This is a genomic window from Vibrio sp. 1CM8B, from assembly GCF_023161685.1.
GTDB classification, from domain to species: Bacteria; Pseudomonadota; Gammaproteobacteria; order Enterobacterales; family Vibrionaceae; genus Vibrio; species Vibrio coralliirubri.
This window is the reverse complement of sequence record NZ_JALNTU010000002.1, coordinates 129,076-145,308: the sequence shown is the minus strand read 5'-3', so window position 1 is coordinate 145,308 and position 16,233 is coordinate 129,076. Positions and strand designations below refer to the sequence as shown.

The window sequence follows — 16,233 nt, the reverse complement described above, 5'->3', positions numbered from 1 at the left end:
ATTTTACAATTATCTAAGGCTCAACTTCAGTTATTTGTTAACTTAATGTTAAATTTTGAAGGTTTGCAATCAAATTTTGTCCATAACAATATCATAAGGTTATTTAATGACCATAATGCTCAATGGAGCTGAGTGAGCAAGCCCGTGAAAGAAAGAAAGACAAGACCTGTTAATTTAGATTTACAGACCATCCACTTTCCAATCACAGCAATAGCTTCCATCCTACACCGTGTGTCTGGGGTGATAACTTTTGTCGCGATTGGAATTTTGCTTTGGTTACTATCCATTTCCCTCTCATCCCCAGTAGGCTTTGCCGAAGCTAGCGACATTGTCGATGGTTTCTTCGTGAAGTTTATTCTGTGGGGCATTTTAACCGCTTTGGCTTACCACATTGCTGGTGGTATTCGTCACCTTCTTATGGACCTTGGTCACTTTGAAGAGCTGGAATCTGGCGCTAAGAGCGCTAAGGTTGCATTCGCAGCAACAGCGGTATTGTCTCTACTAGCGGGGATCTTAGTATGGTAAACAACGTTTCTACTTTTGGTCGTAATGGTGTCCACGATTATCTATTGATTCGTGCTACTGCCATCATTATGACGCTTTATACTATCTACCTAGTTAGCTTCTGTGCTTTCTCTGGTGATATCTCTTACGCATCTTGGACGCAATTCTTTGGTGGAACCTTCACTAAAGTCTTCACTATGTTAGCGCTTACTTCTGTTTTGGTTCACGCGTGGATCGGCCTATGGCAAGTACTAACTGACTACATCAAATGCGCAAAACTGCGTGTTGGTCTTCAAGTCGGTGTTGTTGCAGTTCTTCTTGGATATTTCTTCTCTGGTCTGTTTATTTTGTGGGGTGCGTAAGTGACTATTCCTGTTCGTGAGTTTGATGCCGTAGTTATCGGCGCTGGTGGTGCAGGTATGCGTGCCGCACTGCAAATTTCTGAGCAAGGCCTTTCTTGTGCATTGCTTTCTAAAGTTTTCCCTACTCGTTCTCATACGGTTTCAGCGCAAGGCGGCATCACTGTTGCTCTTGGTAACGCGCATGAAGACCATTGGGAACAACACATGTATGACACAGTAAAAGGTTCTGATTACATCGGTGACCAAGACGCTATCGAGTACATGTGTAAAAACGGTCCTGAGTCGGTAATCGAACTTGAAAAAATGGGCCTACCTTTCTCTCGTTTTGAGAACGGTACTATTTACCAGCGTCCTTTCGGTGGTCAATCTAAAAACTTTGGTGGTGAGCAAGCGGCTCGTACCGCAGCTGCAGCCGACCGTACTGGTCACGCTCTGCTACACACGCTTTACCAACAAAACATTAAACACAAAACGACCGTTTTCTCTGAGTGGTATGCACTGGATCTTGTTAAGAACGAAGATGGTGCAATCTTAGGTACTACTGCGCTTTGTATGGAAACCGGTGAGGTTTGCTACTTCAAAGCGAAGGCAACAATCCTTGCTACTGGTGGTGCTGGTCGTATCTACGCATCAACAACCAATGCACACATTAATACTGGTGACGGTGTTGGTATGGCGATTCGTGCTGGCGTTCCTATGCAAGACATCGAAATGTGGCAGTTCCACCCAACGGGTATCGCTGGTGCAGGTGTATTGGTAACGGAAGGTTGTCGTGGTGAAGGTGGTTACCTTCTCAATAAAGACGGCGAACGCTTCATGGAACGCTACGCACCAAACGCTAAAGACTTAGCGGGTCGTGATGTTGTTGCTCGTTCAATGATGGTTGAAATTCGTGAAGGTCGCGGTTGCGATGGCCCTTGGGGTCCACACATCAAGCTTAAGCTTGATCACCTAGGTAAAGAGACACTTGAATCTCGTCTTCCTGGTGTATGTGAACTTTCTCGTACCTTTGCTCACGTTGATCCAGTGAAAGAGCCAATCCCAGTAATCCCGACATGTCACTACATGATGGGTGGTGTTCCAACACAAGTTTCTGGTCAAGCTATTAAGCAAACTGAAGACGGCAGCGATGTTGAAATCCAAGGCCTATTTGCTTGTGGTGAAATCGCATCAGTATCAGTACATGGTGCCAACCGTCTAGGTGGTAACTCACTGCTTGATTTAGTGGTATTTGGTCGTGCGACAGGTCTACACCTAGGTGAGACACTGAAGAAGCAAGACGAAGCGAAACCTGCAACTGAAGCTGACATTGAGCGTTCACTAGAGCGTTACAACCGTTGGGAAAACAGCACAGACGGCGAAGATCCAGCGCAAATCCGTAAAGATCTTCAGCAATGTATGCAGAACAACTTCTCGGTATTCCGTGAAGGCAAAGCAATGGCTGAAGGCCTAGAAGAGCTAAAAGCGATTCGCGAGCGTCTGAAGAATGCACACCTATCTGATAAGTCTACAGAGTTCAACACTCAACGTATTGAGTGTCTAGAGCTTGAAAACTTGATGGAAACGGCATTCGCAACCGCTGTTGCTGCAAACTTCCGTACAGAGAGCCGTGGCGCACACGCTCGATTCGATTTCCCTGACCGTGATGATGAGCAATGGCTATGCCACTCACTTTACAACCCAGAGTCAGAGAGCATGACTAAGCGTGGTGTAAACATGGAACCTATCCATCGTGAAGCGTTCCCACCAAAAGCACGTACGTACTAAGGAGATATGACCATGAAACTGAATTTCTCTTTATACCGTTACAATCCAGATGTCGACCAGAAGCCTTATATGAAGGAATACACTCTAGAAGTGGATGAAGGTTCAGACATGATGCTTTTGGACGCGCTTATTCTGTTGAAAGAGCAAGATCCAACAATCTCATTCCGTCGCTCATGCCGTGAAGGTGTATGTGGCTCGGATGGTTTGAACATGAACGGTAAAAATGGCCTAGCGTGTATCACGCCATTGTCTGCGCTTTCTGGCCAAGACAAGATTGTGATTCGCCCACTGCCTGGCTTACCTGTTGTTCGTGACCTGATTGTAGACATGACTCAGTTCTACGATAACTACGAAAAAGTGAAGCCATTCTTAGTGTCTGATGGCAATGTGCCACCGGCTCGTGAAAACTTACAAAGCCCTGATGAGCGTGCTCATTTAGATGGATTGTACGAATGTATCATGTGTGCATGTTGTACAACGTCATGCCCATCATTCTGGTGGAACCCTGACAAATTCATCGGACCAGCAGGCCTGCTTGCAGCGTACCGTTGGCTAATTGATAGCCGAGATACAGCGACAGATGAACGTTTGTCCGATCTTGATGATGCATTTAGCGTTTTTCGTTGCCATGGCATCATGAATTGTGTAAGTGTTTGTCCTAAGGGATTAAATCCGACGAAAGCGATTGGTCACATCAAGACCATGCTAGTGAATCGTTCGGTTTAAGTTATATAAAAATTGCCGCCCTAGAAGTTTTGGGGCGGCCTTTTAATAGCTCGGCATAGACCGCAGCAAACGTGAAAACTACTGGTTAAGGGAAAATATGCACAACGGCGTGATGAAGGCATGGCTCGAGTCTTCACACTTGGCTGGCGCCAATGCAACGTACGTAGAAGAACTCTATGAACTGTATCTAAGTGACCCAGATTCGGTAAGTGACGAATGGAGAAGTGTTTTTGAAGAACTGCCTGTGCAAGCTTCAGAGACAGTGGAGCAACCACACTCTCGTGTTCGTGAATACTTCCGTCGACTCGCTCAAGAAACAAAGCATTACAGTGTCCAAGTTAGTGATCCAGATGTCGATGCGAAACAAGTAAAGGTTCTGCAACTTATTAATGCCTATCGATTCCGAGGGCATCAAGCAGCAAATCTAGACCCCCTAGGTTTATGGAAAAGAGCGACAGTTGATGAACTGGACCCTTCTTTCCACACTCTTACCGAAGATGACCTCAATGAGACGTTTAACGTCGGCTCTTACGCCATTGGCCAAGAGACTATGGTGCTTAAAGATCTCTACAAATCTCTAAAGCAAACTTATTGTGGCTCTATTGGTGCTGAATACATGCACATGACAAATACAGAGCAAAAGCGTTGGATCCAACAACGTTTAGAGTCTGTATCTGGTCAACCCTCTTTCAACAAAGAAGAAAAGCAAGCTTTCCTAGAAGAGCTAACTGCTGCTGAAGGTCTTGAGCGCTATCTTGGTGCGAAATTCCCAGGCGCAAAACGCTTCTCGTTGGAAGGTGGTGATGCTCTTATCCCAATGACGAAAGAAATTATTCGTCATGCTGGCGGACAAGGCATGCGTGAAGTTGTTGTCGGTATGGCTCACCGTGGTCGTCTAAACATGTTGGTCAATGTGCTTGGTAAAAAGCCACAAGACCTGTTTGACGAGTTTGCGGGCAAGCACGATGACACCTGGGGTACGGGTGATGTGAAATACCACCAAGGCTTCTCTGCGGACTTCGCAACGCCAGGCGGCAACGTTCACTTAGCACTAGCATTTAACCCATCTCACTTAGAAATCGTAAACCCGGTAGTTATCGGTTCAGTACGTGCACGTCAAGATCGCCTTGGTGATAATGATGGTAGCCGTGTACTTCCAATTACTATCCACGGTGACTCAGCTATCGCTGGTCAGGGTGTAGTACAAGAGACGTTTAACATGTCTCAAGCTCGTGGTTTCTGTGTTGGTGGTACGGTTCGTATCGTTGTAAACAACCAAGTTGGTTTTACAACGTCTAACCCTCGCGATACACGCTCTACGATGTACTGTACCGATATCGCGAAGATGGTTCAGGCTCCGATTTTCCACGTTAACTCTGATGATCCAGAAGCGGTTGCGTTCGTTGCGCGTCTTGCATTGGATTACCGTAATACGTTTAAGCGTGATGTTGTTATTGATTTGGTTTGTTACCGTCGCCACGGTCACAATGAAGCCGATGAGCCGAATGCAACACAGCCTTTGATGTACCAAAAAATCAAGAAGCACCCAACACCACGTAAGCTTTACGCTGACGTGCTAATGGAGCGCGGTGAGTTTGGTATTGATACAGCAACTCAGCTAGTTAACGAATATCGTGATGCACTTGATCACGGTGAAGTTGTGGTTAAAGAGTGGCGTCCGATGGCTCTTCACTCAGTAGACTGGTCTCCTTACCTAGGTCACGACTGGAACATCGAGTGGGATAACAAGATTGATATCGAGCGCCTGAAAGAGCTTGGTACCAAACTTTGCCAATACCCAGACAGCCACAAGCTGCAAAGCCGAGTAAATAAACTGTACAACGATCGTACTGCCATGGTGAATGGTGAGAAACAAGTCGATTGGGGTATGGCTGAAACTCTGGCTTACGCAACACTTGTTGATGATGGTAAGCGTATTCGTATCTCAGGCCAAGATTCAGGTCGTGGTACGTTCTTCCACCGTCACTCAGTACTGCACAATCAATCAGATGCAAGCACGTATGTTCCTCTTGCGAACATTCATGATAAACAAGGGCCATTCCAAGTGTTTGACTCTGTGTTATCTGAAGAAGCGGTACTCGCATTTGAGTATGGTTATGCAACAGCAGAGCCAAGTGGTCTAACCCTTTGGGAAGCACAATTTGGTGACTTCGCAAACGGTGCACAAGTTGTTATCGACCAATTCATTTCATCAGGTGAGCAAAAGTGGGCACGTCTATGTGGTCTAACTATGCTGCTTCCTCACGGTTATGAAGGCCAAGGCCCTGAGCACTCTTCTGCGCGTCTTGAGCGTTACCTTCAGTTATGTGCTGAACAAAATATGCAGGTTGTTGTTCCTTCAACACCGGCACAGGTTTACCACATGATTCGCCGTCAGGTTGTTCGACCAATGCGTCGTCCACTGATTGTAATGTCACCTAAGTCATTGCTTCGTCACCCTCTGTGTACTTCTTCTCTTGAAGATTTGGCAGAAGGCACGTTCCAACCAGCTATCGCAGAAATTGATGATCTGGCACCTGAGAACGTAAAACGCGTCGTGTTCTGTTCAGGTAAGGTTTACTTTGACCTGCTTGACCAAAGGCGTAAGAACGAGCAAGACGATGTCGCTATTGTACGTATTGAGCAACTTTACCCGTTCCCTTACGAGGACGTGAGAGCTGCCATCGCACAGTACACAAATGTAGTCGATTACGTTTGGTGTCAAGAAGAGCCACAAAACCAAGGTGCTTGGTACAGTAGCCAACATAATTTCCGAGCTGCTATCCCAGTAGGTGCTGATATTCAATACGCAGGTCGTCCTGCATCAGCATCACCAGCTGTTGGCTATATGTCAGTACACTTGAAACAACAAAAAGCGTTAGTTGACGACGCTTTGACCCTACTTAAGAACTAGAAGTAAAAGGAAAATACGCACATGACAATTGAAATTCTGGTTCCAGATTTACCTGAATCTGTGGCTGATGCAACAGTTGCTACTTGGCACAAAAAACCGGGTGAAGCGGTTGCACGTGATGAAGTCATTGTAGATATCGAAACAGATAAAGTAGTTCTAGAAGTACCGGCTCCTGAAGCGGGTGTTCTGGAAGCTATCATCGAAGAAGAGGGTGCTACGGTACTTTCTAAGCAGCTTCTGGCTAAAATCAAGCCGGGTGCTGTCGCTGGTGAACCAACGAAAGACACCACTGAAGATACAGAAGCATCTCCTGACAAGCGTCATAAAGCTGCGCTAACAGAAGAGAACAACGACGCACTAAGCCCAGCAGTTCGTCGCCTGCTTGCTGAGCACAACCTACAACCAGCTGACGTTAAAGGCACTGGTGTTGGTGGTCGTATTACTCGTGAAGACATCGACGCACACCTAGTAGCTGCGAAAGCGGCTCCGGCAGCAGCATCTGCACCAGCAGTTGAAGCGCCAGCAGCGGCTCGCAGCCAAAAACGCGTGCCTATGACTCGCCTACGTAAGACAGTTGCAAACCGTCTTCTAGAAGCGAAAAACAGCACAGCTATGCTGACTACTTTCAACGAAGTTAACATGAAACCAATCATGGACCTTCGTAAGCAGTACAAAGACCAATTCGAGAAGCGTCACGATACGCGTCTTGGTTTCATGTCTTTCTACGTGAAAGCAGTAACAGAAGCACTGAAGCGTTTCCCTGAAGTTAACGCTTCTATCGATGGTACAGATATCGTTTACCACAACTACTTCGACATCAGCATGGCGGTATCTACGCCACGTGGTCTAGTGACTCCAGTACTGAAAGACTGTGACACACTAGGTTTCGCTGATATCGAAAAAGGCATCAAAGAGCTAGCAATCAAAGGCCGTGACGGCAAGCTAACTGTTGATGAACTGATGGGCGGTAACTTCACTATCACAAACGGTGGTGTATTTGGTTCTCTAATGTCTACGCCAATCATTAACCCGCCTCAAGCGGCAATTTTGGGTATGCACAAAATCCAAGACCGCCCAATGGCTGTTGATGGCAAGGTAGAAATTCTACCAATGATGTACCTAGCGCTTTCTTACGACCACCGTCTAATCGATGGCCGTGAATCAGTTGGCTTCCTAGTGACCATCAAAGAGCTTCTAGAAGATCCTGCACGTCTGCTATTAGACGTTTAGTATCGCTAAAACGTCTAGTTAACCCCGTTAGCTGGACGTAAAAAGTTTCAAAGGCTAGGCTGCTCAACGTCTGGCCTTCAATTGAACTGTAAAGCCATTAGAAAATGGACAGCAGTTGATTTGAGAAGACCCTACAGACGTAACACAGGAAACTGTGTCGTTATGGAAATAATAATCCCTTAAGGGAAAATAAACGGAATATCAAAATGAATTTGCATGAATACCAAGCCAAACAGCTGTTTGCAGAATTCGGTTTGCCTGTACCAGAAGGTTTCGCATGTGATACTGCACAAGAAGCTTTCGAAGCTGCAGGTCGTATCAGTACAGCCAAGAAAGTCGTTAAGTGTCAAGTACACGCTGGTGGTCGCGGTAAAGCGGGCGGCGTAGAGCTACATGACACCAAAGAAGGCGTTAAAGAGTTTGCACAAAAGTGGCTAGGTAAAAACCTAGTGACTTACCAAACAGACGCTAATGGTCAGCCTGTAACAAAGATCCTAGTTGAAGAAGCATCAAACATTGCTAATGAACTTTACCTAGGTGCTGTTGTTGACCGTGCAACGCGTAAAATTGTATTCATGGCGTCAACTGAAGGCGGTGTGGACATTGAGAAAATCGCTGAAGAAACTCCAGAGTTGATTCACCAATCTGCGATCGATCCTCTAGTGGGCCCTCAAGCTTACCAAGGCCGTGAACTGGCGTTCAAACTTGGTCTAGTTGGCGATCAAATCAAACAGTTCGTTAAGATCTTCATGGGTCTTGGCCAAATGTTCTCTCAGTACGACCTAGCTCTACTAGAAATCAACCCGCTTGTAATTACTGGCGAAGGCAACCTGCTTTGTCTTGACGGCAAGATCAACATCGACTCAAACGCGATGTACCGTCAGCCAAAACTTCGTGAAATGCACGATCCTTCACAAGAAGACGAGCGCGAAGCTCACGCAGCACAGTGGGAACTGAACTACGTAGCACTAGATGGCAACGTTGGCTGTATGGTTAACGGTGCAGGCCTTGCTATGGGTACGATGGATATCGTAAACCTACACGGCGGCAAGCCAGCAAACTTCCTTGATGTAGGCGGCGGCGCGACAAAAGAACGTGTAGCTGAAGCATTCAAGATCATCCTTTCTGATGACAATGTTAAAGCAGTACTCGTAAACATTTTCGGTGGCATCGTTCGTTGTGACATGATCGCTGAAGGTATTATCGGTGCAGTTAAAGAAGTAGGCGTAACAGTTCCAGTAGTTGTTCGTCTAGAAGGTACAAACGCAGACCTAGGTCGCGAAGTACTTGCTAATTCTGATGTTGATATCATTGCAGCTGAATCTCTAACAGATGCTGCTCAGAAAGTTGTTGCTGCTGCGGAGGCTAAATAATGTCTGTATTAATTAACAAAGACACTAAAGTAATCTGTCAGGGTTTCACTGGCGGTCAAGGTACATTCCACTCAGACCAAGCTATCGCATACGGTACGCAAATGGTTGGTGGTGTTTCACCTGGTAAAGGTGGTCAAACTCACCTAGGCCTTCCAGTATTCAACACAGTACGTGAAGCAGTAGAAGTAACTGGCGCAACAGCAACAGTTATCTACGTACCAGCTCCTTTCTGTAAAGATGCAATCCTAGAAGCGATTGATGCAGGTATCGAACTGATCGTAACGATCACTGAAGGTATCCCTACAACAGATATGATCGACGTTAAAGTGAAGCTAGAAGAAACTGGCGTTCGCATGATCGGTCCTAACTGTCCAGGTCTTATCACTCCAGACGAGTGTAAGATTGGTATCATGCCTGGTCACATCCACAAGAAGGGTAAAGTAGGTATCGTATCTCGCTCAGGTACCCTTACTTACGAAGCAGTTAAGCAAACAACAGATGAAGGCTTTGGTCAGTCTACATGTGTTGGTATCGGTGGTGACCCTATCCCAGGTTCAAACTTCATTGATATCCTAAAACTTTTCCAAGAAGACCCAGAAACTGAAGCAATCGTAATGATTGGTGAAATCGGTGGTACTGCGGAAGAAGAAGCTGCTGAGTTCATCAAAGCAAACGTGACTAAGCCAGTTGTATCTTACATTGCTGGTGTTACTGCTCCTCCGGGTAAACGTATGGGCCACGCTGGCGCAATCATCTCTGGCGGTAAAGGTACTGCTGAAGATAAATTTGCAGCACTAGAAGCAGCAGGCGTTAAGACTGTTAAGTCTCTTGCTGACATCGGTAAAGGCCTACGTGAAATCACGGGTTGGTAATCAGCTGGCTTTTATCGATTGAGATAGAAGTTAACTGAACGATATTAAAAAGGCTTGGTCACTGACCAAGCCTTTTTTATGTTCTCGGGATACGAGATACGAGATTCGAAATCGTCCTGCTAAGTGCTAAGCTCGGCTTCTAACCATTTGAGATAACATAAACATCGCAGCAGCACTGATAACAACAGACGGGCCAGCAGGCGTATCATAGAACCAAGACAAGCTTAGCCCTCCGAAGACTGCGATAGAGCCAATAACCGACGCGAGGAAGGCCATTTGCTCGGGTGTATTCGCGAATTTCCTTGCTGTAGCTGCTGGGATGATCAGTAGCGATGTCATGATTAACGCACCAACAAACTTCATACCGACAGCGATCACGATACCGACCAATAGCATCAGAATCAGACGCATTAAATCAATGTTGATGCCATCAACCGCCGCGAGATCTTCGTTAACCGTCGTTGATAGTAGTGGTCGCCAAAAGATAGCAAGCACCAATCCAATCACAGCAGCACCCGCATAGATGAACACTAAATCCGTTGGAGATACTGCCAGCAAGTCACCAAATAGGTAGCTCATTAGGTCAACACGAACGTTATCTAAGAAACTCACGGCGACAAGACCCAAAGACAGAGCGCTATGCGCCAAAATACCGAGTAGGGTATCGGTCGCGACCAGCTTTTGTTTTTGTAAAGTCACTAGCAACACGGCCAGCATCAAACAACAAATCAGCAGCGCGAAATACAAGTTAATGTTGAACAGGAAACCAAGTGCTAAGCCCATCAAAGAAGCGTGAGCAAGCGTGTCACCAAAGTAAGCCATCTTACGCCACACCACGAATGAACCTAGTGGGCCTGCAATTAGTGCAATACCCAAACCCGCCAAAATAGAGGGAAGAAGAAACTCAAGCATTAGTGATGTCCGTGTTTATGGTTTGAACATTCATGTGCACCGCCCGTTACTGGTTGGCCTGCAAGGTCATGATGGTGATGTTCGTGTTGGTGATGATAAAACGCTAGTGTCTCTTGGGTCGCAGTGCCAAAGAGCGCAATATACGAAGGATGGTGTTTGATGTCTGCAGGTGCGCCTGAGCAACAGATGTGGTGGTGTAAACAGATAACATCATCTGTTTTTGCCATCACTAAATGCAGATCGTGTGAAACCATAAATACGGCACAACCAAAGCGGTGGCGAATGGTGTCAATCAAGTCATACAGGTCTATTTGCCCTTGAACATCAACGCCTTGAGCCGGCTCATCGAGAACCAGTAGATCTGGTCTTCTTAGCAATGAACGAGCAATCAGCACACGTTGGTTTTCTCCGCCAGATAGCTGGTGCATGTTACTCTTCTGCAGATGTTCAGCACCAACGAGCTTCAATGCTTCAAGGATTTCTTGCTGACTGAACTTGCCAGTGAGCTTTAGAAAACGCTCTACGTTGAGCGGTAGTGAATCATTGAGCTTTAATTTTTGTGGTACATAGCCAATTTTTAGTTTTTTAGCTTTTGTTATTGTGCCTGAAAATTTGGTCTGTAGACCCAGTACCACTTTTACTAATGTCGACTTTCCTGCACCGTTTGGCCCAATCAGGGTGGTGATTCTGCCGCGCTCTAAATTTAGAGAGATGTTGTCTAGAACTTTTCGACCGTCAAATTCGACGCTCACAGAATCTAGTTGGATTAAGTTATCCATGAATAGAACTCATTTGCAATTCGCTAATGTTATAATGTAACATTTACCTCAAGCCTAAGCTACTTTTCTATTATCGAGGGATTATGTCACGTTCATCTTTTATACTTGCTACTTTGCTTTTAGCGCCAAGTGTCGCAAGTGCCAATACTATTCTAACAAGCTTTAAACCAATTCAAATGATTGTGACGGAATTAACGCAGGGCGTTAGTGAACCGGATGTGCTAATGAACAGTAATGCTTCGCCGCACGATTATGCGCTTAAGCCATCTGATGTCAAAAAAGTTCACAGTGCCGATATGGTTATCTGGTTTGGTCCTGACCTAGAAGCCTTTTTGACTAAGGTGATTGGTTCAAAAGAAAACGTTATCAAGATCAGCGAGATTCCAGGAATTAACTTGCGAGAATTCGGACATGATGACCACGATTCTCATGAAGGACATAATCATGGTAGCCATGACCCGCATTTTTGGTTAGGTATCGATCAAGTTGAAGTAGCCGCAAAATATATCTCAGCAAAGTTGATTGAATCTGACCCTGATAACGCAATGGCGTATCAAGAAAACCTAGATTCTTTTCTGCTTGCTTTGAAAGAAAAGCAGCAATCCATTCATGAACAACTTGCGCCAGTGAAAGACAAAGGTTACTACGTATTCCACGATGCGTATGGTTACTTTGAGCAAGAGTTTGAACTGAATAACTTAGGCCATTTCACGGTGAGCCCAGAGCGTAAACCGGGTGCAAAAAGCCTGATCGCTATTAAGAAAACGCTAGTACGCGACAATGTTCAATGTGTATTCTCAGAGCCTCAATTTACTCCCGCTGTGATTGAATCAGTGACTCGCGGAAGTAACGCTAAGCAAGGTCAGCTTGATCCTATCGGTTCAACGGTTGAAGTGAAGAGTGGAAGTTATTTCGATTTTCTTCAGCAACTTACAGACAGCTACACAAGTTGCTTAAGCGGGAAGTAATTCATAACGAGTATTCTTTACTCTACTTTGCTCTCGTTAATTTATGAATCATGCCGCTTTTTGCGGCATTTTCGTGACCGCTAAGATAAAACCTCCCAACAAATAGCAAACCTCCTTTCTCCTTTTCTAATTTCCGCTAAAATAGAAAGATAATAATAAGCACAAAAAAACTCAGTTTTTGGTTAAGCAACGATAAGACGTTGTGGTGCCCAAAATTTCATGCGTTGTTGCTGTTCAGGATTAAGAGTTGTATCGAATTATCTTCAAAATGTTCATCTTAATGAGCATTTCATTTAGCGTTCTAGCGGTAAATACCTCACCCTCCGTTTTTTATCCTTTGCCCGTTCAAGCGCAAGGGAATTTCCTTGCGGCTAAAAACTTGTACTTAGGTGCCGGAGGTGGGCTCTGGGTTCATGATGTGCATGGAAAAGTACTCTTTTACGATGGTCGAACTCTATTCCCTCGTAAGGGGAGCTTACTGCAATTTTCTTCGGAAAGAGTCGCGTTTCTGAACGATGAGTTTTGGACATTTTTCGATAACGAGGTGTATCGACATAACCCTGGAATTGGCAACGAATTGGCGTTTAGCCTAAGTCCCGGAGCTGAAATAACCAATATCGGTGCATCGGGCGATTATATTTGGGTCACTGACGGCAGTAATTTCTATACCTACAACACTCAATCTTTAGAATTCAACACCTACTCTCTACTCAAACTGTACCGATACAATAACAGCAGTGACATTACGATTAACGACGCGGAGTGGGTGCTATCAAAGTGGGTGCTAGCGACCAGTTCTGGCGTTTACCTTTCAGAGAATCAAGAGTTTACCCATGTCACCGCATCCGACAAAAACCATATTGAGACGGTTTATTTTTCGAATGCTCGACGTGAGTTAGTGATCGGTACTTTAAATGGTGCTGTGATTGTAGATCTCGCGAACCCAGATAAAGAGACCATCGTTAAAGGGTCGCATGTTCTCTCGCTGGCCGAAACTTCGGACCAGTATTGGATTGGTACAGAGCACGGCCTTATTAGCTACAACTTTATTACGGGACAAATTACTCGATTCGAACAGGCCGCTAATCAAGACTTCTCGCTACCGGGTGAGAAAATATATTCGTTGATAAACGATCATGCTGGTGGCATGTGGATTGCGACAAACAACGGTATCCGATATTTCTCACTATTCAGTAAGACCTTCTCGAGAACCCCCCTAACTGGAATGGGCATGCATTCGAGTAGTGTGGTGATCAATAAAGTACTGCCTGTCAGTGACCAGTTATCTTGGGTCGCGTCCTCAATGGGGCTCTACTTGGTTGATTCTGAAAGTGAAGAGAACCCAATTCGTGTTTACTCTAACCCTGTTAATGATTTTGAGATCTTTGGCTCTTCCATTTGGTTGGCGACCGAACAAGGCATCATCAGTCTAAATACGGAAACGCTACAACCCGAAGCCCTTGATTTACCAAGGCCGATTAAGGGAGTGCACGTTGAAAACTTTGCACTTCAAGCTGATAACGTTCTTTGGATGACCTCGGGGCAAAACCTGTATTCGTTATCTATCGAAACCATGAAGCTGACGAGTTATGGCACTGACTGGTTAGTCGACAAGTTCTTGCCTGCGAAGATCACCGCTCTCAATGTCGGCTTGCTAGGTCGCATCTATATAGGAACAGACCATGGTTTCTACTCGTTCATTGATAAACGAATTAGCTTTAGTCGTTCAAGCGAACGGTTTGGTAAAGTCGTCGATATTGAAAAAGCGAAGGATGGAGCGCAGTGGTTTGCTAGCAGTTATGGCGTGTATCGAATCCCGGATGACAGCTCTGTTATTCAAGAAATCACTCTTGTTGAAGACAATATTAGCCCCAACTGCCTGATCAGCGATGACAATGGTGTTTGGTTAGGCTCTTCGAAAGGCATCAGTTATTACGGATTGGATGGGCAGCTGCATAAACACATAGGTTCGCCATTTGGTTTGATCACCAATGAATTGGCGGCGGGTGCATGTGCTCTGTTTTATAGCGAAGAGAGCCAACTTTCAAGGCTTGTTTTCGGCTCAAAGTATGGTGTAGTCAGCGCGTTGTCTAACGAGTTACTGGTATCAACAACACCTCATAACCGTGCCTTGTTGAGTAAGATAAGTGTCGACCAACAAACGGTGTCACTTGGCGGGAAAACGGCTGAACTGGATGAGATTCCTTATGGCTCATCGATGGGGTTTAAGCTGGGCATCTTACCAGCAACGTTCGCACCAGCGATGGAATATCGACTGAGCGACGATGAACCATGGAGTGAGTTTGAAGGGGGCTTGTTAACGCTCGACCATCTTCTTCCGGGGGATTACACACTTGAAGTGAAGCCGGTTAAGGACTCCCATTATCGCTTTGTGTCAACCAATCAAAGCTTCTCGATTGCAGAGCCTTGGTATCTGACCAATTGGGCTGCAGCAAGCTCTCTGATGTTACTGATTGGCGTTGTGACTATCTTAGTCTTTTGGCGTTCGCGTTATGTCACTTTTGCCAACAGGCACTTAAAAGCGCAAGTTGCACTGAAGACAGACCAATTGAGGCACCAAAGCCGGATATTACTCGCGACTAATCAACAGCTTAAAAAGCAGCTGTCCGTTAAGAATGCGCTTGTGTCTCACACTGCCAATGAACTCTCTTCTGAAGTGAATCATATTGCTGCGATGATTCCTAATTGGAATGACGAGCACGGGAAGTCGCCAATTCTAACCTTGAAAAATGGCTTAGCCCAATTGAGCAATACTCCTCAAGGGAAAGGGCAAGTTTGTTACGATATAATTTTAATCTTAGAAGCGGTACTCAAAGCCTGGCAGGATGATTTAGCCAAAGCCGGTATTGAACTGGATATTAAAGTTGAAACAAAACAACGATATGTCTCGTTGCTGTATTTTAATCTCGATATTATCTTCAATAGCTTGGTTGCGAGCATCATCAAGAGAAACTTTAAGTCGCAGAGTATGGTGGTTCTGGTTGAAGAGGTTAAGGAGCATCTTGTTGTAACCATTCGAGATCATGGCATGCCGTTCCCTAAGCTGGCATCAAGCATGGGTGACAATACCGGAAAGTCGACCGACCTTAACATCGAAAAGCTGCCGCTATTGATGAATCAGAGCGGTGGCGAGCTTAATGCCTTTGTTTCGGAGTCTCAAAATAAGGTTCAGCTTTCGTGGCCAATTGAGTACCAAGTGCTCGATAATCTGGAAGCCAGCACAATTGAACAGATTGAAACCATTAAGCTGGCCGCTTCAACGCCAGAGCAGCAAAAACTGACAGCGGAACAAGAGTGGAAGAACAGAGTGTCGCAGCTTGTGAGTGAAAACTACGCTGATGCCGAGTTCAGTACTGCAACTGCCGCTAAGTATTTGTTTATGTCTGAGAGAAGCTTACAGAGACGCTTTAAATCGGCTTACAACAAGACCTTCAAAGAGCACTTGAATGAAGTACGTCTAGAGCATGCGTGTGAGCGCTTACTCGCTGGAGAGAAGATCTCTGATGTGGCGTTTGATTCAGGCTTCAATGACCCTTCCTATTTCAGTCAAAGGTTTAAGCACCACTTTGGCATGTCACCATCTAAGTTTGCTGAAAACAACGAAGAGTAGCGTACAGCGGATACTCTGCTAGAACATAAATAAAGATACTTTAGCCTCGACATTCGTGTTGGGGCTTTTTTATGCTTCTACGAGATACGAGATACGAGATACGAGATACGAGATACGAGATACGAGATACGAGATACGAGATACGAGATACGAGATAAATGGGGGAGTTTAAAAGGTTGTTGGGATAAAAAAAAG

12 protein-coding genes are annotated in these 16,233 nt (G+C 45.4%); 10 read left to right on the top strand and 2 right to left on the bottom strand.

The annotated features are described in order from the left end of the window. Window positions 1-132: 132 nt before the first annotated feature. From sdhC to sucD, 8 genes are all read left to right on the top strand, one after another. Entirely contained in the window at window positions 133-525 is a 393-nt protein-coding gene (sdhC, locus tag MSG36_RS04400; RefSeq protein WP_017061948.1) for a succinate dehydrogenase cytochrome b556 subunit, read from the top strand. Then, window positions 519-866 (top strand): succinate dehydrogenase, hydrophobic membrane anchor protein, encoded by a 348-nt coding sequence (sdhD, locus tag MSG36_RS04395; RefSeq protein ID WP_010436768.1) that lies wholly within the window; start codon window positions 519-521, stop codon window positions 864-866. The genes sdhC and sdhD overlap by 7 nt, the downstream gene beginning before the upstream one ends. Next, window positions 867-2,633, top strand: coding sequence for a succinate dehydrogenase flavoprotein subunit (gene sdhA / locus MSG36_RS04390; RefSeq protein WP_048606450.1), 1,767 nt, complete (start codon window positions 867-869; stop codon window positions 2,631-2,633). Between the two features lie 12 nt (window positions 2,634-2,645). Beyond that, the gene (locus MSG36_RS04385; RefSeq protein ID WP_010436773.1) at window positions 2,646-3,359 is read left to right on the top strand and encodes a succinate dehydrogenase iron-sulfur subunit; all 714 of its coding nucleotides are present in this window, start codon (window positions 2,646-2,648) and stop codon (window positions 3,357-3,359) included. 97 nt (window positions 3,360-3,456) lie between these two features. Then, window positions 3,457-6,273 carry a 2-oxoglutarate dehydrogenase E1 component gene (gene sucA / locus MSG36_RS04380; protein WP_017061946.1) on the top strand — a complete coding sequence of 939 codons (2,817 nt, stop codon included), beginning with the start codon at window positions 3,457-3,459 and terminating at the stop codon, window positions 6,271-6,273. A gap of 21 nt (window positions 6,274-6,294) precedes the next feature. Continuing rightward, a complete protein-coding gene (gene odhB / locus MSG36_RS04375; RefSeq protein ID WP_248366508.1) occupies window positions 6,295-7,503 on the top strand; it encodes a 2-oxoglutarate dehydrogenase complex dihydrolipoyllysine-residue succinyltransferase in 1,209 nt (402 codons plus the stop codon). Window positions 7,504-7,709: 206 nt separating this feature from the next. Continuing rightward, a complete protein-coding gene (gene sucC, locus MSG36_RS04370) occupies window positions 7,710-8,876 on the top strand; it encodes an ADP-forming succinate--CoA ligase subunit beta (RefSeq protein WP_010436793.1) in 1,167 nt (388 codons plus the stop codon). Then, a complete protein-coding gene (gene sucD, locus MSG36_RS04365; RefSeq protein ID WP_004734209.1) occupies window positions 8,876-9,748 on the top strand; it encodes a succinate--CoA ligase subunit alpha in 873 nt (290 codons plus the stop codon). The genes sucC and sucD overlap by 1 nt, the downstream gene beginning before the upstream one ends. Window positions 9,749-9,874: 126 nt before the next feature. On the opposite strand, the gene znuB is transcribed toward sucD, so the two are convergent. Next, complete coding sequence (znuB, locus tag MSG36_RS04360) at window positions 9,875-10,660, bottom strand: zinc ABC transporter permease subunit ZnuB (RefSeq protein WP_048606441.1); 786 nt, start codon at window positions 10,658-10,660, stop codon at window positions 9,875-9,877. Next, the gene (gene znuC / locus MSG36_RS04355) at window positions 10,660-11,439 is read right to left on the bottom strand and encodes a zinc ABC transporter ATP-binding protein ZnuC (RefSeq protein ID WP_048617861.1); all 780 of its coding nucleotides are present in this window, start codon (window positions 11,437-11,439) and stop codon (window positions 10,660-10,662) included. The genes znuB and znuC overlap by 1 nt, the downstream gene beginning before the upstream one ends. A gap of 83 nt (window positions 11,440-11,522) precedes the next feature. Between znuC and znuA the strand changes: the two genes are divergently transcribed. Together znuA and MSG36_RS04345 are read left to right on the top strand one after the other, a co-directional pair. Then, window positions 11,523-12,407 carry a zinc ABC transporter substrate-binding protein ZnuA gene (gene znuA, locus MSG36_RS04350; protein WP_048617863.1) on the top strand — a complete coding sequence of 295 codons (885 nt, stop codon included), beginning with the start codon at window positions 11,523-11,525 and terminating at the stop codon, window positions 12,405-12,407. Between the two features lie 268 nt (window positions 12,408-12,675). Further along, window positions 12,676-16,038, top strand: coding sequence for an AraC family transcriptional regulator (locus MSG36_RS04345; protein WP_248366744.1), 3,363 nt, complete (start codon window positions 12,676-12,678; stop codon window positions 16,036-16,038). Window positions 16,039-16,233: the final 195 nt, after the last annotated feature.